Annotated in this window: 12 protein-coding genes; 5 read left to right on the forward strand and 7 right to left on the reverse strand. The window is 54.1% G+C overall.

Annotation, left to right across the window (positions count from 1 at the left end):
• Nucleotides 1-32: 32 nt before the first annotated feature.
• Nucleotides 33-2,393 carry a hypothetical protein gene (locus B4V04_RS14490; RefSeq protein WP_498232421.1) on the forward strand — a complete coding sequence of 787 codons (2,361 nt, stop codon included), beginning with the start codon at nt 33-35 and terminating at the stop codon, nt 2,391-2,393.
• A 73-nt stretch (nt 2,394-2,466) separates the two neighbouring features.
• Here B4V04_RS14490 and B4V04_RS14495 read toward each other — a convergent pair whose 3' ends face one another.
• The 3 genes from B4V04_RS14495 to B4V04_RS14505 all read right to left on the reverse strand — a co-directional run bounded on the left by B4V04_RS14495 (nt 2,467) and on the right by B4V04_RS14505 (nt 8,005).
• The gene (locus B4V04_RS14495) at nt 2,467-2,850 is read right to left on the reverse strand and encodes a DUF8076 family protein (protein WP_123622896.1); all 384 of its coding nucleotides are present in this window, start codon (nt 2,848-2,850) and stop codon (nt 2,467-2,469) included.
• A gap of 118 nt (nt 2,851-2,968) precedes the next feature.
• Complete coding sequence (locus B4V04_RS14500) at nt 2,969-5,098, reverse strand: DUF262 domain-containing protein (protein WP_498232422.1); 2,130 nt, start codon at nt 5,096-5,098, stop codon at nt 2,969-2,971.
• 252 nt (nt 5,099-5,350) lie between these two features.
• Nucleotides 5,351-8,005 (reverse strand): DUF1156 domain-containing protein, encoded by a 2,655-nt coding sequence (locus B4V04_RS14505; RefSeq protein ID WP_498232423.1) that lies wholly within the window; start codon nt 8,003-8,005, stop codon nt 5,351-5,353.
• Nucleotides 8,006-8,299: 294 nt separating this feature from the next.
• On the opposite strand from B4V04_RS14505, the gene B4V04_RS14510 reads away from it, so the two are divergent.
• Together B4V04_RS14510 and B4V04_RS14515 are read left to right on the forward strand one after the other, a co-directional pair.
• On the forward strand, nt 8,300-9,526 hold the full coding sequence (locus B4V04_RS14510) for an ATP-binding protein (RefSeq protein ID WP_498232424.1): 1,227 nt from the start codon (nt 8,300-8,302) through the stop codon (nt 9,524-9,526).
• Nucleotides 9,519-10,769 (forward strand): DUF6414 family protein, encoded by a 1,251-nt coding sequence (locus B4V04_RS14515; protein ID WP_498232425.1) that lies wholly within the window; start codon nt 9,519-9,521, stop codon nt 10,767-10,769. Before B4V04_RS14510 ends, B4V04_RS14515 begins: the two co-directional genes overlap by 8 nt.
• 162 nt (nt 10,770-10,931) lie before the next feature.
• On the opposite strand, the gene B4V04_RS14520 is transcribed toward B4V04_RS14515, so the two are convergent.
• Both B4V04_RS14520 and B4V04_RS14525 read right to left on the reverse strand, forming a co-directional pair.
• A complete protein-coding gene (locus B4V04_RS14520) occupies nt 10,932-14,147 on the reverse strand; it encodes a DUF499 family protein (protein WP_498232426.1) in 3,216 nt (1,071 codons plus the stop codon).
• Between the two features lie 67 nt (nt 14,148-14,214).
• Entirely contained in the window at nt 14,215-14,775 is a 561-nt protein-coding gene (locus B4V04_RS14525) for a hypothetical protein (protein ID WP_498232427.1), read from the reverse strand.
• A 154-nt stretch (nt 14,776-14,929) separates the two neighbouring features.
• On the opposite strand from B4V04_RS14525, the gene B4V04_RS14530 reads away from it, so the two are divergent.
• A complete protein-coding gene (locus B4V04_RS14530) occupies nt 14,930-16,684 on the forward strand; it encodes a DEAD/DEAH box helicase (protein ID WP_498232428.1) in 1,755 nt (584 codons plus the stop codon).
• On the forward strand, nt 16,677-17,840 hold the full coding sequence (locus B4V04_RS14535; RefSeq protein WP_498232429.1) for a hypothetical protein: 1,164 nt from the start codon (nt 16,677-16,679) through the stop codon (nt 17,838-17,840). The genes B4V04_RS14530 and B4V04_RS14535 overlap by 8 nt, the downstream gene beginning before the upstream one ends.
• Before the next feature lie 477 nt (nt 17,841-18,317).
• On the opposite strand, the gene B4V04_RS14540 is transcribed toward B4V04_RS14535, so the two are convergent.
• Both B4V04_RS14540 and B4V04_RS14545 read right to left on the reverse strand, forming a co-directional pair.
• The gene (locus tag B4V04_RS14540) at nt 18,318-21,179 is read right to left on the reverse strand and encodes a UvrD-helicase domain-containing protein (RefSeq protein ID WP_498232430.1); all 2,862 of its coding nucleotides are present in this window, start codon (nt 21,177-21,179) and stop codon (nt 18,318-18,320) included.
• Entirely contained in the window at nt 21,176-23,764 is a 2,589-nt protein-coding gene (locus tag B4V04_RS14545; protein WP_498232431.1) for a PD-(D/E)XK nuclease family protein, read from the reverse strand. The genes B4V04_RS14540 and B4V04_RS14545 overlap by 4 nt, the downstream gene beginning before the upstream one ends.
• Nucleotides 23,765-23,795: the final 31 nt, after the last annotated feature.

Raw genomic sequence — 23,795 nt, forward strand, 5'->3', positions numbered from 1 at the left:
TATACCTGGTTTCACACTAATTAGATAGTTGAATGAGTAACGAGATGACATCACATGACCCCCTTTCGAACGATGACGGGTTCTGGGGTCTACTGCTCGGGAAGAAATATGATAAAATCCCGGAGTCAGAACGGACGCTTGAAAATCTCGTATCGGATTTCTACGTTGGGCGAACGAAACGAATTGACTCTCGGTTTGAGTCAGTCGACGACTTACTCGCAGAATTAAAGGACCAATCACAAGATCCTGCACAACAGCTTCTACTCACCATCTGGGCAGAAGAAAAATGGGCGCAAAAGAGCAGCGGAGGCAACGGTTTCCAGGTGGAAACTAATTTCGAGGACGAACTTCGCCGACTCGAAGATGAGGGTCTCTTCGTCGAAGAGTTGATTGACGGTTTTACACTGGTGTGGCCGAGTAAAGAGGTTCGTGTGACCACTCGGGAAGACGATCGTGTCCGAAGTCGCTTGTTCGAGCGTGCCCACCCACTATTCGTTCGGAAAAATGGTGGTGGTGAGATAGAGGTACGAGGTGCAAAGAGTCGAATCAAGAAGTTCTCAAAGACCTTTACAGATAGTGATGGAGTTGACAGAATAGAGCGATCACAAACAACTCAGCACGTCATCGATGGACTTGCGTCAATCTTCAACGATGAGATTGAAGCGCTCACACTCACCGAGGTAGAGTTCCAACGAACCTATCTCCCCGATGGATCATCCCTCTCCCTCAGCAACCCTACGGGAGTTCGAAATGATCTCAACTCAGAAGCCGTCTTTCAGGAACTAGTCGATCTTCAGAGCTTATCCGAACTGTCCCATCTCGGCTTCAACCACAACAAGACGGGGAAGAAGGTCGAGCTGAAAGTAGAGCGGGAAGAAACAGGATTTTACTTTGAGATCCAAGACCGGTACCTGCCCGAGTCAGAAAAGGAGGCAATTCGATTACTGATCGAGGACAAACTGGGCATCTCATTCGATAGCATCTATCCATATGACGTCCAGCTACGAGATTCATACATCTTCCACCAGATTCTCACGGGGGCAGTTGAGACGTATAACCGATATTTCGAGGATTTACCGGAAGAAGAACAGTCACTTCTGAACGAATTCATCGACGTAGCCGAGATTGACACATATGAGTGTTATCGCTGTCACGAGGTATATGAGGAAGAAAAGCCGGACGAATGTGACGAATGTGAAGGTGATAGTTTCAGAGACGACATCCGGCGGGAGGTCAGCGTTGACGATGAGGCGATCCATGAAGCAGCATTTGAGTCGCTAAAAGAGATCCGTGATACGCTTTCAGATAATGGCATCAACTTCTTGGACGTCTCAATCGATGGGTATGAGACGAAACACAACGACTACATCCGAGCCACATTCCAAGAAGTGGCGAGTGCAGGAAAAGAAGCCAACACGCACCGGTATGAGTACATCAACTATTGTCTCGGAAATGGCCGCCTTCCTCGACGAATTAATCAATACCTGCTAAACTCGGTTCTCGTCGTTTATGGGAAAGCGTATCTCAACGGGCGAGAGCACTTCGGGACGATTGACCTACACGACCTGTTGATGACTGATTCTCCAGAGGATCTTCTTACCTCAGCGATTCGTGACAGCAAGTCCCAGTTCAGAAACCGAATTATTGGTCGGGCTGACGAAGCGTTCGAACGCCTTCAGGACCTACATCAGCGGGGTGCAGCAGGCGAATTCGACGATCTCTCACAGGAGGAGCGGAAGGAGCTGAAGGAGGAGTACGACTACAACGAGTTTGAACGAGACGTGTTCTATCTCCTGAAATTTATGTTTCTCTTCACCGAGCGGTGGGGTCGAGAAGGAGAGACGGAAACAGATGGCTGTCTCGTAATTCCTGAAGACGACGGTTACTTCATCGCAAGTTACGACCCGAAACTCACCTACACAAAGAAGGGATACGATCTCGATGCCGGTGAGAAGAACAAAGCTGCTTGGTATATGGTTACGGAAAATCTCGGTGGTGCTCTCTCAGTTTCGCTCTCAGATGACGAAAACCTGGACGCCCACCTCTTCGTCTCGAATAATTTCCGAGAAGGTCAATTCCCCTATGTCGCCTCTCGTGTACAGGAGTGGTTCGAGCAGAGTGAGGATGTGGAGAAGGAAGATATCCCAGTTGCATTCCTCCCTCTCGAATCATTGTTGTCGCTTTACGATACTTTCGACCGACACTACGATCCGATAATCGAATACCCCTCAGTGAAAGCTGCGTTCAGAAGAGCATTCATAGAGAAGATCAGGAGCGGGGAGGATGGGTACTCTGTTGTGGACACCGACGCCTGCGACGCCGTCGAAGAACGAGTACTGCAGGCTTTGAAAGGCACTACCCGGAGTAGAACCCTCAAAGACCACACTGAATAGGGTGCGGTCAATTCTGTACCCCTTCTGGAAATAGTACGACACTACATACGGCGGTTATGACCACTGCTGAGGATTAAAACGGCGCGACGAGCCACTCCCCACCTTCTTTTCGTTCAAGTTGTGGACCAAAGACCTGCTGAAGCGAGTAGAGCTCGTCATCGTACCGAAGGTCGTAGGTCTTCCCGCTTCGATGAAACGACCCTTCGATGACGAACTGTATCGTGGGACTTTGATACTCCAGATCGTTCGCACGTTGATCCATCTCACGGGCGAGTTCGTTCGCCAGGTCTTCGTCACTCAGGGCATCCGACAGTCCGACGACACTCACTGTCTCGGGAACATCATCTTCCTTGAGCCGCTGGAGGAACTCCTTCACGGGGATCTGGTGTTCGAAAGTCTCGTAGGCGCCTTCAATGACGAGATTGTACTGTCCGGGTATTTGTCCGGGGGCTGCCATTACCTATAGCACGTCGCCGAGGGGTCAAAAAGGGGTGCGGTACCTCAATCGTCCCGTCGGAGGTCTTGCAGGGAGTTAACGCGTCGAAGTGCATTATACCGATCGCGGTAGTTGGGCGTTAGGTCGGGAGATCAATGCCAAGCGCCTCGTCGGTGGGCGACCAGGTATGCTTGTTCTGCTCAGCGAGGCCAACGTTCTGGAGACGGCTCAGAATCGAACCTACCTCATTTCGTTCTGTACCGTTCGAGTTCGGTTCTTCGAACGGTGAGTCTGGAAGCTCAGTCGCGTCCCCGTGGATAACACGACGGACCGCGCCACCAGTGTTCTGACGGAGTGCCTTGAGAACGAACTGTTCTTCCTTCGTAAGCCGGTCAATCGCGTCCGCCGGCTCTTCGACATTTCCAAGACGTGTCTCTGGCGTCGCCCATTCGTCGAGGACAAAGTCGATTATCGTCTCCTCGCGGTCTTCGATATTTTCCACGGACCACTCGTCGTAGTCGTTCTGGATATCCCATTGCACCCAGAGCTTCGACTCCACGTATCCCTCATCACACTTGGTCTCGAATGTAGCGTTCCCCCACTTCGAGTTCCACGGTCTGCTCGCAAGCGTGAGATTCCCGAGTCGATCAACGTATGCGTCGTACCGCGCTTCAGGACTGGGATACTCGTCGGCATCCTCGAGGGGTAGTTCGTCGGGACTCTGTGGCCAAATGTGTTCGACCGTGTATTCGTTGCTCATTGCTTCTGTGAGCGATGGTCCACCGCGCTCACCCCTCTCGTCAGCTCGGTGTTCGTTGTAGAAGTAGAAGAGATACCGGAGGTCCTGCGAGCTCGCTTTCGAATACAGATCCGCAGCTGAAAGGGACCGTCGGAACTGCGAGTCGTCCTCGTACCGGTTCATTAGGGAGACGACTTTGCTCACCCAGATATCGGCTGGACTGTCTTCGCTGATGTTTCGCGTGCGGACGTAGAGGCTGGACTCACCGGTGTGACTTCGATGGTTCCCAATCGAGTAGACGCGGAAGATGTACGTCTCAATCGCGTTCAGGAGCTCCTGCCTGCCATCGTCATCAAGATTCGGCCACGCTTTGAGGAGCAACGGGTAGAACTTCGTCGCGTGACGGAGGCGGTGTATTCGCTGAACAAGGGTCGAAATTTCATCATCAGCGGTACAGTCTAACACCTTCGATAACGCGTTGAATCCGCGTTCCAAGCTGTTGGTGTAGTCTTTGATGTATTCCAAGCACGCTCGTGGATCTTCCTGTCGAAGCTTGCGGATGTGCTCTTTCAGCTCGCTAAGGAAGGCGGGATCACTGTACTCGTCGGAGTTCGACCAGTCAAAATACGAAATGAAGTGGTAGCGCTGGACTGCATCATCGCTAATATCGGTGACGTACGGTGATTCCAACATCGTCTGGTGGTCGTTGTACATCTCCCCGAACGATTGTCTGATTCGACGGATGGTCGCTTGGGCCTCGCTCTCAGTATCCGCAGCGAGGTATGCCATCCGCATCAGGAACGACTTCGTCTTGTCGAACGTAGAGAGCGACCGACCTCGGTCGTTGACGCTATCGAAGATGAGCGTCGCCTTCTCGGGATTGGCTGCGTCAACAACGTACACCATCAGTTCGAGTTCGAGGATGGTCTCCCAGAGTAGCTTGAGTTCCGTAGCGACGTCCACGGGATCGACATCGGGGGATGCGGTGAGGTCGTCGAGTTGGCCATCGAAGTATTCCTTCGCCTCGATCATCTTCCGCTGAGACGGGCGATCCGGTTCGTGAACGTCGTGGCCCGTGAGTAGCCATTCGAGGTACTTGTTGTCTTCCTCGTCGAGGAGCTGAAGCTGATAGATGTTGTCCTCAACGAGAAGTGTCTCGCGCATCTCTTCGACGTCGGCGAGTATCTCGGACTCGTGATCCGTCTCCGGTGCGATTTCCTCCAGACACTCCGTCATCGAGCGAACCAGCAGCGCAAGCGAGGTGAGACGTTGTTGGCCGTCGATAAGGAGGTTGATGGGCTTTTCTCTCGAAGAGCCGTAGCCACCGGTACTCCCACCACTTTCCGTTTCGTCCGTCTTCTGGATGATGATCGTCCCGAAGTAGTGCTGTTTGCCCGGCGGAAGCGTGTAAAGATCAGTCCAGAGGTCATCCCACTCCGGTTTAGTCCACGAGTAGTAGCGCTGATACTCCGGAACGTGGAATACCCCTGCCGTCGTCAGTTCCTCTAACGACTTCTTTCCCGATTCCATATGGTCGTGTGTTCAGAGGAGGTAGAAAGTTCCCAGGGTGGTATTTGCTCCAACAGCGTACCTCGGTCAGCCATCCAAAGCTCTATTTCACGGCTCGGCTAATCAGCTTTCGAGCGCAACGGTGCTGCGTAGAGCCTGTGTGACCATATCCCGGAAGCCTGGCGGTGCAAGCCAAGAGGCGTCAAAGACGGACGTGGGCACAGGAAACGCACCGATTTTTCGATTCTACGGTACGGAGAGCTGCTACCGGGCTCAGTAACTAGTGATATCCCGGTCTCCGAGCACCCGCGTGTACGTGTCGTCGCCGGTCACGTCCGCGAGCCGTCCTGCGAGTTCGCGCAGGTCGTCATCGACGTCCCACTTCTCGACGTAGTTCTGGACTGCCTGCCCCTTCTCGTACCGGTAGCGGAGGAACTGGAGCTTGTCGAGATTCGAGAGGTGTTCACCACCATCGCCGTTGACGCGCTCTTGGATGTACGCCTGGCGCTTCTCGTTGTCCCAGGTGCCGAGTTCGAAGCCGTCGTCCTGGTTGTACAGGCGCGTCTCCTTGAGATCCTCCGGGGTGGCATTCGTCCCGCGACAGAGCTTGTTGACGTCATCGTAGGAGACGTCGGGCGTGTCGAGCAAGTCGATGAACACGTCCTCGACGCCGATATCGCTGGCCTCCTGGATGATGCCATAGATTTCTTGGACGACTTCCTTCGCGTCCATAATCTCGCCATCACGCTGCACCTTCCCGTGGTGCTTCGAGTACTCGCGGAAACACGCGCCCATCTCCATCACGCCGATGTCGCCGCGCGAGAGGTCGCGGTTCTCTTCGAGTTGCTGGCGTGTGCGCCGAGCCGTACGGTAGATCTCGCGGCGTAGGGAGTTCCATGACGCGGCTTGGGTGTCTTCGATTGGACGGGCAACAATGGCGATATCGAAAGAGACTGCTTCTCCAGTGATGAACTTGTTAATATCTGCAGTAAGGGGATATGCTGCGGTGACTTCAAATCCTCCATTACAAAGAGACTCTAACAGTTCGCCCCAAGATTCAGAGTCGCTATGGTGGTAGGTGAATGCAAGGGTACCATCTTTCTTGAGTGCTTTACGAATTGCTGCGAACGCTTGTCCGATTTCACGTTCGAAATCTTCCGCAGTTTTGTCCAAGAACGGGTTCGTCACAATAGACTCTGCGCGCGGAGTCTTTTCCGCAGCAAATCCATCGTACTCTCCTTCAAGGAGAGGCTTAAGCCACACGTAGAAGAAGTCTGAAACCTCAGAATACATCACGTTGTCATAATAAGGAGGATCGGTGATTACGGCATCAAACTCATTCTCAGCCTCAAGCTGTCTTGCGTCGCCGAGTGAAAGGGTGAAGTCGCTATCGATTGCGGGGAATCCAGTAGCTTTCTCAGTCTCTCCATCTTTCACATAACGCTCTGAAGGAGAATTAGCGTACTCTACACCGTTCAACAACTTATCCCAAATCGCACTGAACGATCCCGATCCAAATTTCGTACCCCAAACGTTGTTCTCAACTGGGTCTGTTGTAGGAACGAAGGAGTTCTGTTTGAATGAATGGTCTGCCTTATTATAGCCGTTGTTGTAGGTTACGAAAGTGCTGTTGTACCGGATAGAGTCGGAAAAGGCGAGCAGGAGGAACTCCCTTAGATTTTCGTCTTCCACCTCCTCAATCGCCTTAAGAAGCTTAGAAAGAGAATACAGCTGCCTTTCAGTGAACATATCTGTCCACTTACTGTACCCATGGTCGAATACTGGATTCCTCTCCGAAGTCATATGACCGGGAGGGATATCCTCATCTGGGACATACTCATGAAGCCCAGGACTTTCTTCCCACTCCTGTTTAACCTCCTCAAAGAGTGTTATGTCAGCTTCTTCGATCCGTTTGTAGCCCTTGTACGCACTTTTGTTTTCACCTGCAGCATCGCAGTGCTCACAGTAATACTCAAGCGCGTAGAGGCGCAAGTCGAATCCGCCTTGTTCTTGGATGGCATCGGTGATACCGTACTTTTGTCCGCAGTCTGGGCAAGTATACTTACTCCGAGATACATTCCCCTCTTTAGGTATGAAATCGTGACCACAATCGTTACAAATACACTCTGATTGCCAATCGTCTATTAGTGTCACTGCCTCACAAGATGGGCAATGAACGTTGTACTTGCCTTCATTTTCGTAACGACCAGCAGCGACACGATAATCCTTGAACAGCGGAACTGTGTGCCCACACGAGACACAGTCCAACTCCTTCACCCAGAAGTTGTACATCACGTCGGCGTCGTGGTCGCCGTTCGGACAGGGCGTCTTGTAGTACTGGGTGATCTCGTCAGCGACCTCCTCTTTCACCTGCTCGAAGGCTTCCTCAAGTTCTTCAACGTCGGTCTGGCCCGCTTCGAGTTCCTTCTTCGTGACGAACCACGCGACCGGGTTCAGGTCGTTGCCGACGACTTCAGCGCCGAACCGTGACGCTTCAACGAGCGACGTACCGCCGCCCATAAACGGGTCGAGGATTTTCTTGTCCTCGACACGAACATCCTTCGGGTAGAGCTCCCAGAGGCTTTCCGGGTTGGTCATGTCCACGCGTTCGAGCAGCGACGCGACGTCAAGGTCGGACTCGCCGTCGGCGTCGTCACCATAGGACGCGAGGGTGCTGCCCTTATGGCCAGGTTCGAATACCGAGACCTGTTCAGGGTCGTCCAGCAGTGTATAGAGAGATATAGCACGGAAGACACAGCCGAGGCGTCGCGCCCACCACTTGTGCATCGTGTAGATCGGGCGGTAGTACATCCTCGCTCGGCCCTCCTTCTCGGCAATCTCGTTCACGCGCTCGATGGGGAACCCGCGTTCGATGGGGAGTTCCGTCCGCTCCTGCCGACCCTGCGAAGATCCAGATTGCTCAGACATTATTCAGTATGTAGAAGCGATAACGCAGGAACCCCATAAGTGTGCGTTCTTTCCACCAACAAACACCTCCAGCGAGAACTCTACCCATTGTTCGGCAGTATCTCTAATACTCAGATAAAGCAACTGGGAGACGGACGAAAGCAATTAGAACGTAATCTGGAAATTAGCCACGTCGGATCAGTGGAAATTCTCTCGTGGTGTACGCTATTCTAGCTTTCAAGAGGAATCTAGCGATACAGGGAACTGTTATCACGTTCGAGTGTCAGTTCGCGGTATACAGACTCCGAGAGAACGATGGTTGATAATCTAATTCTCACTGTGAAGGATGTCGTTGAAGATGGAGACGAACTGGTAGTCGCATTTGGCAATCAGAACACAATTCTGGTGTACAATGACACGGGGGAAGATCCATCTCCCGGAGCAACGGTGCGGCTTGATGAAGAACAGATCAATGCGGTAGAGGTAATCCAACCAGATGGATCTGATTCAGGAAACTTAGTCGGAGTCGTCAAGCGAGTATCTTCTGAGAAAATAATTGTTCAGACAGAGAATACACATCTCAGCGTGTTGTATCCCGAGGAATTGGATCTACGTGTTGAGGACACTATTGAATTGGATTCTACTTCTGGAAGAGTGCTGGGTAAGATTGAGGATATTGACCCACCAACATTTGATTCTTCGAGCGAATCTTCCGATTTAAGTCGCTACCGAACAGAGAATCCGGACAATTCTTTCGACGATATTGGTGGGTTAGAAACCATTAAGGAACGAGTTAAAGAGGTTGTCGAATTGCCATTAAGCAAAAGCGACGAGTTTAGCGAGATCGGAGCAGATCCTCCAACCGGTGTTCTATTCCACGGACCACCAGGAACAGGTAAGACGCTGTTCGCAAGGGCTGTTGCTGATAGTTTAGAAGACGGAACGTTCTATAATATAAATGGTCCTGAAGTGCTTAGCAGATGGTATGGAGAAAGTGAACGGGAAATTCGGCGGATCTTTGAGGATGCTAGTCAGAGAGACGGGCCATCAATAATATTCATTGACGAAATAGAAAGCATTGCCTCTTCGCGGGAAGGGTCAAGAGAGGTCAACCGTCGAATTGTAACTCAACTGTTGACGGTGATGGATGGGTTCGATGAATTCGAAGATGTGATTGTTATCGCTGCGACAAACCGTCCGGAGGATATTGATCAAGCATTACGCCGTCCGGGTAGGTTCGACCGTGAAGTAGAGTTCCCTTCTGAATTACCAATGGAGGACCGGGTTGATATATTGGAAACCGTCTCAGAACAGGAGGAAATGAATGTCGCAGATTCCGTCGACTTCACCGGAATTGCAGAGGAGACCGAAGAATGGACCGGTGCTGAATTAAAGCGACTGTTGAATGATGCAGCAGTTTCGGGTGTAAAGGACAGCCGAACAACGATTATACCGGAAGATTTGGCACTAGCATTAAGACGGATCGAACGATCACGACGTGGGAAGCAAAATGAATCCGGGGGTAAGGAGAACAATGCCTGATATGCCAATGTGGGTCCCCTCTTTCCTGACATCAGAGAGCGAAGATGAAGATGAGTTGCCTCTGCGCGAGTTCATATATCTTGACGAGGTGAGTGTAGTCAGCTTGTTAGCCTCGTTGACGCGGGAAGTAACAGAGGCTCGCACAGATATTGATATGACAGAGAATCGAAAGCGGTGGAGGTTTCGACTGAAAGCTGCTCTTTCACATCTCCCGGTTGTTGGGGGCGGAAGTGCGAGTCGTGAGACAGTGAGTGTCGATAGAGATACTGAGGAAGTTGTTCGTCGGTCTCAGATCGAGTCTAAATTCGATGAATTATATGCTGAAACATCTCCCCATCTCCAGTTGACCGAGAAGGATACTAAGTCAGGAGTCTCCGTGTCTAACCTCTCTAAAGGAGGTCTTTTGGAGGTAGATGTAGAATTTTCTGGTCATGAGTTATTCCACTACTACAAAGCATTCCAATATCTGATTGATGTTGCTGAAGACGCTGAATACGAGTTTGATAATCAAGAGAAGCAGGCTATCGAGTTGATGGGCTCACTTTTTGGAGATCAAATCCCCGTCGTTGGTGAATTAGAGAATTATGTATTGGTTGACGGTGCAATTCAAGAGAAAGATGAGAATGGAGATAGGGAAGATGCTGAAAGTCTCTGGATTGCTGGTACTCTGGACCCAGAGATGCTTTGGCAAGAGCCTAGCCAGTTCTTATACGAGGAAAACGAGTTTACAGCGTACGTTAGAGTATCCGAAGCGCAGATTCAGAAGGACTGGGATCCAATTAAGTTGACTCGCGTTATCAAAAGTATCTCGAAACCGATTGGGAATCAATTGAGTTCCGTTATTGATGCTGCATTTTCACAAGCGAAAGAGGAGTTCGATACTGCCGAGTTAGAAGAAGATGCTCCCGATGATCTCGTAAGGGAACATCACAACGAATACTTTGATTATATTGAGGAAGATGGGGATCTGAGTCTGTCTTCAGATCGCCGTGAAGAGTTATTGGTCACCGCATATAGTGAAACAACAATACAACCGGATGAGTCGAATTTTGAACTTGAAACCCGGTTGCTGAGGGAGCTAACTCAAGTGGTGGAAGACGAGGCAGACGTGAACTTAGACCGTGATACCCTTGCTCAGCGAAGATCCAGAATCATCAATAACGAGGAAGGGGTTGCAGATTCCGACTCAAACACGTCCAATCGAAATTATCTAGAGGTAAGTTTTGTTGCAGTTTACTGGTGAGGGTGATCTGAGTGATCTTGATCACTCTCCCACAAGGGAGACCTCAGCCAGCACTAATCGGGGAACCGTCCTGAGGAATAGGCTGGATGAGACGGACGGTGACGAAGTCCTCGTCGAAGCCATAATCAGAAACGCGGGCACCGACCAGTAGGAGAAGCAGAACTACTTCTGAAAGCTGATCTCGATCTTCAGGCTCGACGCCTCTTCCGGCATCCGCTCGAAGAGGTCCTGCACCTTCGTGTAGTCCTGTTCGGACCGCAACGTCAAGCTGACCTGCGTCCGCTCGACGTCGGCGGTCCCCTGAAGAGCACCGGGAACACCCTCCCTGTCGGGCAGCATGAAGGTGACATCGCCGTACTCGACGCTCCCCGTCTGGTGGTTGTTTCGCCACTTGCTCCGCATCGCAGCGACGTCGTCACCGTTGTACTCGAAGCGCCACGTATCAGCCTCTGTGTCGGCCTTCCGGAACGGATAGCCGGGCACCCAGTCGGTGGCCTTGTCCGACCCGGTTGTGTTGACCACGTACTCCGGTTCCTCGTCCTTCCCGATGTTCTCCAGCAGGAACGTCCGCACCATGTACTCGGTGACGCTGTCGTCGAAGCGGTCGGTGACCTTGTTGACCGTGAACTGGTCACCCGGTTCTAAGTCCTCGATGTACGCCAGAATCTGGTCACCGATTCGGTCGGATACCGTCGGGACAATCTTGACTGTCGTCGGCTCCCGGTCGCCGAGCGATCCGAGATACCGACCGCCGGCCTCCAGCACGTAGTCGTCGACGAGGAACTCGTTGACCGCCTCACGAGCAACCGATTCGGTCTCGTCCGGCGGCAGGAACACCGCTTCGTCCGACCGAACCTCTCCGATAATCGTGTCGAGATTTGCGTACCCGTCGTCGTCGATATGCTCCTCGATACGGTCCACAAGGGACGACGCACCGACGACCTCCGCACCGCCGACATCGCGGAGCGTCGCGTCGGACTGCGGCTTGTCGAGGATCTCGTTCCCTTTCACGATGACGTACTGGTCCTCACGGGCGAGCCGGCCGATAGCCCGCATCACAACGTCGTGACTGTCGCCGTCGATCCAGATCTCGCCGTCCTCAACGAGCTCCAGTTCGAAGTCGCCGATGTCGAGCGCAGTCGTCCCACTCCCGAAGCGCTGGCGGAGCTCCTGCTCGGCGTCATCGACGCCCCACACGTCCACGTCATCCTGCTGAACGAGCACAGTGTCCAGCGAGCTTCCGGAAAGGTCGTCACGGAACCCACCAGTGTCACGGGCGAGTACCGGCTTGCCGTCGAGCGCTTCGACGGTTGCGTTCAACACGTCGTTGGCACTGCCGGGAATCGGGAGCTCTGGGTCACGGAGGAACTGCTCGTAGATATCCTCGACCGAGATTTCTCCACGTCGCTCCAGAAGGTCCTCGGCGATGTCCCAGACGTGCGACTGGAGGTCGAACGGGTCAGCTGCCGCAGAGTCCGCAATATTCGAGGCGTCGAGTTCCGCCTCATCAAGGACGAACACATCGAGATCCATCGGCTCCACCTTCGCCCACTCGTCATCGTCCATCAGATTGTCGCCGTCGATCACATCGCCGTATAGGAGTTGAAGCTCTTCACGGAGCTCGTTCTCCTCCTGCTCCATCATACTGCGAATCGATGTGCGGATTTCGTCGTCGAGAGACTCGTCGGCGAGTACCTGTCGTGCGCCCTCAATGTACCGCGCCTTGTCGATATACCGTGTGCCGGACTCGATGGCCTTGTCTCCCGAGGGCTGGACGAACACGAGTGTGTTGCGCCACTCGCGTCCGCGACCGTCGTTCGTGATGACCTTCTTCACCTCGTCCTGAGTCCACTGGCCGTCTTTCACGACGACCTTCACCTCACGGTCGTCCGGAATGTCCCGCATATCGTTCGTCCGGAACCCGACTGGGTGCGCGTTCGAGCCGAAGATATCCGTGATGAAGTCAGCGATCTCGGCCTTCGCCGACGTCTCCGACACATCCACAGCTGCGTTTCGGATGAGTGCGTTCGGGTTCTGCCGGTCACGGATGGCGTACTTCCCGTTCAGCTTGTGGAGGTGCCATGCAACGCCGTGCAATCGTTCGAGGTTGAGGACGACGTCGGAAACGAGGTCACCTGTCTGGTAGGCACCCATCACGATCTCCGACACCTCCGCACCCTCGCCTTCGCTCGGCTTCAACGAGTAGAGGAGAATCGTGTTCAGGATGCGACGACCGTGGGGCACTTCATCCGTGTCAACACGACTTTTGATGTCACCGGTAGCGGCGTTCAGTCGTTCGTAGTTGATCTTCGCCAGTTCGTCCTCGAACTCGATGGCGTCGATGTCGCCGTGTGTGATCAGGTCCGTCTGATCCTGCATCTGCAAGAGGACCTTCGAGAAGAGGTAGATCATCCCGCGCGTGTTCTGGTTGCCCTCATCGGCGTAGTAACGTGTCTCAAGGGCGTCCAGAAGCACAGGGTGGAACGGATAGAGATCGTGCATCTCCGACAGCAAGTCGTCGGGGAGATCGACGTGCCCGTCTGCTTGGTCATACGCGTCGAAGTACCCGTTGACGATCTCGCGGGCCGCACTCTCGTTTACGGAGTCGATCAGGCGGTGGCGCAGGACCTCGCGCTTGTCCACCTGGTTGTTCATGTTGACCTCGACCGCCTGTTCCCGATTCAGAATGTCGTGAACCTCAGATCCTTCGCGGAGCACAGAGACGATGGTGTAGAGTTCGAGATCCGAGAGCGCGGTCGATTCGAGCAGTGACTGGAGGAATGCCTTGTTTGCGCTCTTTCGATCACCCTGAAGCGTATCAAACCAGTCCTCCAATTCGTCCACGAAGAATGCGACAGTGGTGTCGCCGACGGCCTCCTGAATCGTCTGCATATCGGGATAGCCACCCGACTCAAACGTCCCAGGATCGTAATCAAGCGCCTCGAAGAACGGTTCCCAGAGGTACTCGTACTGTTCGTTCTGCATCGCAACCGTGATCGGCGTCGCCGATTCCGGAAGCGCAGCGTCGAACCCCTCAACCGAATCACTTGCCCACGCACCCGCGGCATCGGGATCATCGAAACAGTGGTACAGTGCCACCATCTGGTGAGACTTCCCACTGCCGTACGGGCCATAGAGGATGTGCGTGCCTCGCGGGTCGTCCCCAGTCAAGGAATCACGAAGAATCGAGAGGGCCTCTCGAAGGCCCTGAGTCATCAGCGTCCGTTCGAAAAAGAGTGCTGCGTCAGACTCGAACTCGTCGTCGTCGTCAACATTGTAGAGTTTTACCTGCCCATCGATCTGTCCTTCTTCCCGAAGCTCGCGGCTGAGGGTCACCGTGTCTTCGAGCGTATTTGGTAAGGATCCCGTCTGTGCCATCTTGATACTTAAACAAACCTCAGTGGCACCCAATAAACACTATGGTCCCGCGAATTCAGCGGCTTTGTTAGTAGTCTTCAGCCATATCGGGAGGAATCGGAGTGTGGGTGCAATTCGGCCGACTAGGGATTGTTACAGGCGTGTCGTAGTTCTCGTTATCATACCGTTCTTTCAACCGGTCAAGTAGCGGGTCAATTTCCCACGTGTCGCCAGCTAGTTTCCTGGTACACTCTGACCCTCTGTTTTCGTGTGGCGAATGTGGAATATAACATTCTGAGTACCCGAGTTCCTTCAGTTGTAGAAATGCCCCGTGGTTGTAGAAGCGAACAGCTTGCATTCGAATCAAGGCCTCATTCCAATCGCTGCTAAACGTATTATTATCGTGTGAATGCGGCGATTCGCGCCGTGGAAGCTCCTGTAGAACACGTTCGTATGCCTCTTGATATTCAATTTCGCAGTCAAAGAAGTCGATGAGAATATCTCGTGCATTTTGTTCTCGGTCGCCACCTTCTACCCTCTTTCCATAGATTGGGCGACCAGGAATGATGTCGGCGATCTGCGTTTGAAGGGCATCGTTACTTCGGATTGCTTCGGGGATTTCTAAGTAGTGACTGGCCCACTGGGTCATCTTTGATTACCTACCCTAATATTATTTCACATCCACTTAGTGATTCGGTGGGAGTTCAGCTGCATATTTTCACTTCCTAAATGGAGACACAGCTGCCTGGTTGCTGATTTGTAGTCACAAAACGTATTTCACGCACACCTGCTTCTACGAACATATGAGCGGGTACGACCTCGTCGATATCGAGGTCACACACGAATCTGCTGACGATCTTCTGGATTCGCTGTCTGAGGGCGGTACTGATGGGAGTCATCTGCAGAGTATCCAGGCAGTCCGTCTGCAAGCAGGCCAGCCGGATTCAGAACTCCGATCACTGAAAGAGTTAGACGAGAACGCCGTCAAACTTCTCGAACACCAAGTGGATGCAGCCTACCGGGCTCTCTTCGAGATGGACGGAAAAGCACTCCTGGCTGACGAAGTCGGCCTCGGGAAGACCATCGAGGTCGGGATGATTCTCAAGGAGATGCACTTCCGTGAAACGGACGAATCCGTCCTCATCCTCACTCCTGCACAGTTGGCCAAACAGTGGCAGGCTGAACTCCGAGAGAAATTCGGTCTTGACTTCGTCTGCAACTACGACGACGAATTCGAAGATTTCGACGTCCACGATTACCTCATTGCAAGCATCGATACTGCGAAGAGCGAGCGACATCGTCAGACGGTTCTTGACCGCAACTGGGACGTTCTGGTACTCGACGAGGCCCACTATGTCAAAAACGAAGAGACGGACCGTTACGACCTCATTGACCAGCTTTCCTACAACTACGCGTTCTTCCTGACGGCGACGCCGATTCAGAACGAACTGACTGACCTGTATAACGTCGTCTCACTACTCCGCCCTGGGCTGTTCGGCACACGCGACGTCTTCCACCACTACTTCGTGAACAGTAATCAGGAGACACTGGTGAATCGAGACGAGCTACAGGACCGGTTGAACAAAGTGATGATCCGGAACCGACGGGAAGACACAGATATCGATTTCACAGATCGGACTATCGACACACGGACGTTCGATCCCACTCCGAAGGAACGCGAACTCTACCAGGCAGTCTCCGACTACGTCAAAGGTGCGTACAGTCAGGACCAAGGCCAGAAGCTCGTACTGATGCTCCTTCAGAAGGAGGTCGTCAGCAGCCCGATCGCACTCAAGAAGACCATCGAGAAGCGACTCTACGACCAGTCGGAGCTCACGCACGCAAACGAACTGGAGTCGATCTTAGATCTGATCGATGAGATCGATACCGTGACCAAACAGGAACGACTCTTGGATATCGTCGAAGAAGCCCGCGACAACGTTGAGATGGGGAGAGTCATTGTCTTCACCCAGTTCCGAGCAACCCAACAGCAGATCCTCGACAGACTCGCCTCGGAGGGATACACAGTACACGCATTCCACGGCGGGCACTCAAGCAGCGAGAAGGAGCAAATTGTCGAGAACTTTGAAGAAGAAGGAGGAATCCTCGTCTCAACCGACGCTATGAGTGAAGGCCGTAACCTACAGTTTTGCAATATATTAGTTAATTTAGACTTGCCGTGGAATCCGATGCGTGTTGAACAACGTATCGGACGCGTACACCGGATCGGCCAGAAACGAGACGTATTCATCTTCAATATGGCGTTGAAAGATACGGTCGAAGAGTACGTACTGGAACGGTTGTACCACAAGATCGATCTCTTCCAGCAGAGCGTCGGAGAACTGAGCTCAATCCTGAGCCGCTTGGAAGAGTCGGGGACAAGCTTCGAAGACGAGATCTTCGAACGGTTGGTGGCCGCTGATTCCGAAGTCGATCTTGAGAACGACTTCGATGCGATGGCAGTTGACCTCCAAGAACAGCGCGAACTTGCCGACAAACTTGAGGAGTTCAATAGCGGTGTGTTCGAAGGATTCGACCTGGGGGAGAGCGATGACTGACGCTTCGATTTCTGTCACGCAATCTGTGGTAGAGCAGTTCACAGAACGGTATCTCCGATCTATCGGCTGTTCCATCGAGCGAAGTGACGATCACTGGCTGGTGTCGGTACCCGATGACATAGACACCGAGATCACCCACGGGAGACACACACTCATCCGGGGGGAGGGTACTCCAGACGATGACGATGATAGAACGAAAGGGCTGCATCCAGAGAGCGCGTTCTTTCAACAGCTACTCCGTGAGGCGGGTGAACGATCGCCGTCTGGCAAGCTGTCGATAGAGAGTGAATCTGACATCGAGAGTCCGGAGTGGATCCAAAACAGCTCTGTCGAGGTACAGAGCGCACAGTTCACTCCGTATTACGACCGCACAGCCATCGTGGTTCTCTTTCGTGTCGGTATCGAGACCGTCAGTGAATACCAGCAACAGCTTCTCCGTGCCGTCGCTGTAGACACGCGGTCAGAGGAGAGCCTTCCTAAACTGGCGGAGACATTCCTCGAGACCACCACAGTAGAGAGCGAGTCGGCCACTAGTGGCGCTGTACAGCTGACCAAGACAGATGTGCGGCCTCTCCTCGAAACAGCCCGGGAACTGTTGCTGGAAAGCGTACAGGGGCAGCTCGACGACATTCATCGAGAAGCCTCGCGTGCGGCAGATTCAGAAGTTGAAGAGTACCGTCAGATGCAACAACAGCGTCTCCAGGAGCTACAGGAAGAACACTCGAACCTGTCGTCGAAAATCAACGATCTGAGTGAGAAGATCAACACAGGAGACGAGGATTCACGCGTCCAAGCGTTGCGAGAACGGAAAGAACTCAAATCGGAGTACGAGGAACTCGACGAGACGCTCAACGAATTACAGGAGCGCCGTGACAGTGGATTTCCCAATCGACAACGAGAAATCCGAGAGCGGCACTCACTCGACGTGCAGATCACACTGCTTACTCTGACGGAAGTTGAGTACGAGCGAGGCGAGATCGATTTCGAACTTATCGACGGTAGCATACATCAAACCGTTACTCTCGGATACGGGAGTGGGATCGGTGTAGTCGATACTGTTCGATGTTCGTCGTGTGAACGGGAACTCACCGAACGCAACCCGCTTCAAACGATTTCAGATGGTCTCGAATGTCAGAGTTGTACCAAAGGGCGGTGATACGGCGATCCCTCGATAGTTCAATAGAGCAAAGCCGCGGAGCGAATAGAGCTAGTACACTGATTCGTCAAGGAAGCCACCGAACGAGCTGGATATCCGGAACTGAAGGCAACGCCCGGGCTACCGTAGTGAGAATTTGCTGAAAAGATTCGAAACCTCGGTGAAGTGGCGCTGTTAGTCTTGGAGGGTGGCGACTGTTCGGCCCGTTTCCTCGGCCTCTTCGCTGCGCGACATATTGTACGTCGCGAGCGCTTCTTCAACCGCCTCATCAAGACTCATTGTTCGACCTGATTTTGACTCTTCTACCCTATAAACGCATGCATGGCGTCGGACAAGTAACACGCAGCCTCAGTTCATCTCGGTCGGTGCTGAGTGCGCGGATGTTCTTCTCTACTCTGAGGAATCCGTTGCCGCCGAACAACTTGGCCCCGAACGAATTCCGGTTATGTCCAAGGAGACATCTGATCTGCGGTATGACTACTCGGGGACGCTGGCTTCCGAACGCTGTTCTTGACCAATTAGTGCGGCTAGGTCCGCTTTCGTGAGTGGGTCGATGTTAACGCGATCCCCTTCGGCGGTATAGAAGATACCTGCAGTCACGTCTCGGCCAGGGAACCATTCAGCCAACACGTGATAGTACACGCTAAGTTGCTTCCGGTACTCATCCTCAGCATGCCGTCCGAGGTCAGTCTTGAAGTCGATGATCTCGACGGTATCGGGACGAATGTGAACGAGGTCGACGATTCCTGAGATGGTGACCTGCTCGCCATCGACAGTGAGCGGGAGATAGGCGTCCTCCTCGACTCGGAATTCTCCACCGAGGGAGTCCAGGAATGACTTGATGTGACGCTCGTCGTCGTTCGAGGGTTCGACGTCCCCCTCAAGTACGTACCGCTCAGCGAATTCGTGGGTCTGCGTTCCGAACGCTGTCCCTCTCCCGTCATCGACATCCTCGAACACATCGTCACGCATCAGCGTATGCGGCGAGTGACCGACTGGACCATCCGGCGTCGGCACGGAAATCTGCAAGTGTGCCTGCGTTGTCTCGTCGATATCGTCTTCCTGAACGTTGGGTTCCAGCTCCTCGAGGTCAACCGGGAGCTCTTCGATGAACGTGTTCGGGCTCTCGCCTGCAGCGAACACGAGGTGGTTCTCAGTCCGCGTCATCGCGACGTAGAGCAAGCGTCGCTCTTCGTCGTATCCACGCGGCAGACACTTCCGGAGGACGTCAGTCCGCCAGTTGTCGTGAATATGTGGATACCCGTGATCATCGGCGTAGAGCTTTCGCTGGCGTAGTCCAATCGGATCGTCGAACGTGATCGCGTTACTGTTCCCGCCTGACGGTGGGAAGCGGTGGGAGTTCATGTTCGCGAGCACGACAATGGGGTGCTCGAGTCCCTTGGCCGCGTGGATGGTCTGGACCGTCACCGAATTCACACCGGCGCTCGCGTGGACCTCGTGGGTGCTTCCGTCCTCGATGCCGCGTTCGATGAATCGGATGAGGTCACCTCGTGTCAATGTCGTCGCGCTGTGGACGGACTGAATCGTCGTCAGCAGCACGTCGGCGTAGGCCTCGTCGTAGTCGTACTGGGAGAATACACGCTGGGCAATCCCACCGACCGTCTCCAGTGACGCAAGCTCGGACTTGAACGCCTGCATGTTGGTGGGGTACTCCTCGCTATCGAGCACGTGTTTGACCTCGTCGAGCGTGTAGCCAGCTTCCTCAAGCACGACTGCCCATCCCCGCTCCGCGTCGGATTCGAGGATTCGCAGCCACGCCAGGAGAAGCTTCGCCGGGTCAGACCGGAACAACTCGATGCCTCCTTCATATGCTATCGGCAACCCATACGCCTCGGCGACAGAGAGGAGTTCTCGGCCGAAGTCACGAGTCCGGGTGAGAACGGCGATGTCACTGTACTCTGGCAGACGAAGTTCCCCATCCTCCTCGACCTGATACGCGTCGTTCCCGACGATCTCCTGAATCTTGGTCAGAACAGCTTCGTGTTCGTCTTCGTGTTGAATCGCCGCTATCTGAGAGTTCTCGTGCGCTGCGTTCGAGGAGAGCGACACAATTCTATCTCGCACGGCTGTCTCGTCGACGTCGTCCGTGCTCGCCGCGGACGTCACCAGGCTGTGCTCGGAGAAGTCGAGAATGTCCTGCGTCGACCGGTAGTTTTCGACGAGTTCGATATCGATGATCGGGCGGGTCGCCCACGACACTCGCTCGTGGTCCTCGTTGAGTTCGTCGACGAACCGATCCAGCCGGGATTCGAACTCAGTGATGTTCTCGACGGCAGCATACTGGAACGAGTAGATGCTCTGTTTCCAGTCGCCAACGACACAGACGTTGTTCGTGTTCGCGAGCAGGAGAGCGAGTTTGAACTGGATCTCGCTAGAGTCCTGGAACTCGTCGATCATTACGTACTCGAACGCGACATCGTCGCGGAGTCGATGGTCGTCACAGAGCAGGACGAACGCAAATAGTTGAAGAAAGCTGAAGTTGAGGTAGTTCCGACTGAGTGCGAACTCAAGGTACTCGTGGTAGACGTCGTGAACGAAGTTCTTGAGGCCCTCTCGCTGTTCGTCAAACACCAGCTGTGCGACGCCATCAGGAACCTGCTTCTCACCCCATCCGCCACGGATCTCGTCCTCCTCGGGCGCGTCTGGGAGGTAGCACTTGTCGTCTCCGTAGCCGCCGAGTTTCGAGCGAAGCTTCGACTGCTTGTTCCCGTCGTTACGGGGCTGGTTCAGCTCGTCGAAGATCTCGCGGAACGCCTCGAAATCACCGTCCAGATACCGTTCGCCGTTGCGATACCAGCCATCAGCCGTCGGGAAGACACCTTTCGCCGCAAGCTGATTGATTAACCCGAGGAGTTCGACTGGTTCCTCGACGGCGCGGAAGACGTCGTCGTACTCAGGGTGGTCGTCGCTGAACCGACGGATGAACTCGCGGAACTGCGCTTTCTCGACGTTCTCGTCTTCGAGGACACGTGTGGACCCCGTGATGCGGTCGTCGATGCCGAGGAGCGTCGGTGCCTCGAAGCCGTGCTCCATGAGGATGTCGTGACAGAGGCTGTGGAACGTCTGGATCGGTGCGTCCGAGAGTTCACGCATCCCGTAGTCACAGTGGGCGACGATTCGGTCCTTCATCTCCGTCGCCGCGTTGTTGGTGAACGTCACGAGGAGGACGTCCTCGGGCTCAACGTCGTCCTGGTCGACGATTTCGGCGTAGCGACGGGTGACGGTGAACGTTTTTCCAGTCCCTGCGCCGGCGTCGGCGACGTGGATGCCCTGTTTGCTGTCGATGAGGTCTTGCTGTTGATCGTTCGGTGCGGTCATCTCGACTCACCCTCCAAGATGCAGTCTCGGTTGGCCACGTACCGATAGTTCGGGTCGCCGCCGAGTCCCTGAACCGGGAAGCGCTCGTCACCGGCACGACGGTCGTTCAACTCCGAAAGGCGATCTCGGACGAACTGCTCGAATGCGTCCACGTCGCCAGTGAAGTAGTTCTGGTTGCGAATACGGAGCAAGTGTCTCAGGGCCTGTTTACAGCCCTTCTTCACGTACTTGTAGTCCCCAACATCAGCGATCAGTCGCTCAGTGAGCGCTTCGCCGAATTCGGATTCGATGAGTTCGTCGCTATCGCTTGTGTCCAGGAACTCATACGTATTCAACACGGTTTGGTACACCTCGTACGTCGACTTCGAGAAGGTCTTGTTGCAGTCGTTCGCGGCGTCTTCCTGCAGTTCGGTGAAGACAGTTGGACTTGCGATGTACTCCTCGTAGCTGAGTGGGTAGTAGGTGACTGTCGTGAGGCAATCGTCGAGAGACCCATCCCCAGTCACCACATCGTCGAGCGTTTCGAGGAAGTGGAAGAACGTGAATCGTAGTTCCTCATCCGGGCACTCAGTGCGCTGGTGAGCGAGATACAGCAATGCCTGGAAGTTCGGTTTGTCGCTCGGTGGATCGAGCGCCGAATGCTTGACGATGGAGTATGCCGACTTCTTTGCACCACTCTTGTAGTCGAGGAGTCGGGAAGGGCTGTGAACGAGGTCGATCTTCCCCTTCAATCCGAGGTCGGTGTTCTCGAACCAGCGTTCAGTGTGCGACGCATCGATGGGGCGGTCGTAATACTCTGCGAAGAAATTCTCCCCCCAGCCGCTGTCCGGCGTCGTCAAGCCATCTCCCTGAGGCGGATTTGCTTCGAGGAATTCGACGATGGTCTGGAGCCCGACGCGGTATTTCGTGAGTCGAACCTCCCGATCGACGCCTCGGAGGAACGGGTCGACCTCGTCGAGAATGGCTGCTGCGACCTCATCGAGTGTGTCTGTCGTGATGACGTCCGGATGCGAGACATAGAACTCCGCGAAATCGTGAAACAGGTTCCCTTCCCTAAAGTGGTCCTTGTCCGGAATGTCGACGAGCCGACTGAAGAAGTAATCGCGGGGAGAGTTGACGTAGGTGTTCAGGCTCGATTGGCTGAGTGCGGTGACTTCCTCGGGTGAGACATCGAGTGGTTCTTTTTCGAATCCGTCCTGTGTCGTTCGAGATGCCCGTGAATGCTGCAGTGAGTCCAAATCACTGAATCGGTCAAACTCCTCGTCGAACAGTTCCTCGAAGTATAGGCACGGGGTCACGGGCGTTCCACCGGCAGTGTCCTGCACGAGGTAGTACTGGTCGACGCCGTTCTGCAGGAGGAGTTGGAACTGCCGGATGTTCCGCTCGAACTCCTGCTCTCGGTCGACCCACGGGCGACGAGGCGACGAATGTGTCCAACCTTCGTCGAGGCCGAGATAGAACACGACGGCGCGGTCGACGTGAGCAGCCGATTTTGCATCCGCCAAGAGGACACCGTCGTTCTCCCGGTCCACGGGCACTTCGTACGACTGTAGATAGAACTCGAGACGGTCAACTTCCGGTTCGGTGACGGCGTCGTCGAGGATGCCGAGCGTCGCAAGTTCCTCTCTGAAGGCGTCGATAGAGGCGTCCGTGACTGCTTCGTATTTGTCGATGGCCTCTTCGAATGTGCGGGAACGAATTTCATCGCGGAACTCGAGGAGCCAGTTTACTTCCGGTCGGTCGAGGTCGTAGAGACGCTTCTCGTCGTGTTCAATGTCGACAGGCATTCCGAGTTGGGTGAGGAGTGGTCGAACGTCGCCTACTCGTGTATCCCGACCAGCGTGGGCACTTCGAAGGAGCTGTAAGAATGCGCGGTGACGAGCATCGTCATTGAACCCCGGACCACCGTAATATGGAATCTCTGCAGCTTCCAGCGCTGACTCAATGAGCGAGGAATACTGGCTAGCTGCATCGAGGACGACAGCCACGTCGTCGGCGTTCTCCGGTGTGACCGTATCGAGGACCGCGTCGACGATTGCGGCCGGTGAGTCGAGAATGCGGAAGGATGGATGATCGAATGACTCCTCGGTGAACGGGTCAACCGTCTCGTAGTCTGGGGGAAGGATCGAGCGTTCGAGTTCGGTAAGCTGCTTGAAGCCGACGACAGCGACCGACGTGCCGGCTTCAATACTGTACTCAGTGAGACGATTAGACGTCGTGTCCATCTCTGCGATACAGTCAACAGCGGTATGCGTTGCCGTCGTCGCGAACTGCTCGTAGTCCAGAACAGCGTCAGCCGTCCCCTGATACTCCCAGCACTGGAGAATGTTCCCGACCGCATAGGATGTCTCCTTCCAGTTGAGATCAGTCGTCTCGATGATTTCGAGGAACGCGAGTCGATCCTCGGCCTGTTCTCGGCGTCGGGCAGCCAAGCGCCGTGGTGTGATAGCGAAGGGCCCAAAATGAGGTTGGTCAAGACGCCGGTTCAGGGCACTCGCCATCGGCGCATCCGGCACGAGCACAAGGTCGAAATCCTTGCATTCCTCGTAGAGAGAATCGATAGACTTCGCTCGTGTAATTGACACGGACTATCGAACTCAGGTGGCTTTCAAAAAT

Source organism: Halorubrum sp. B52 (genome assembly GCF_059752555.1).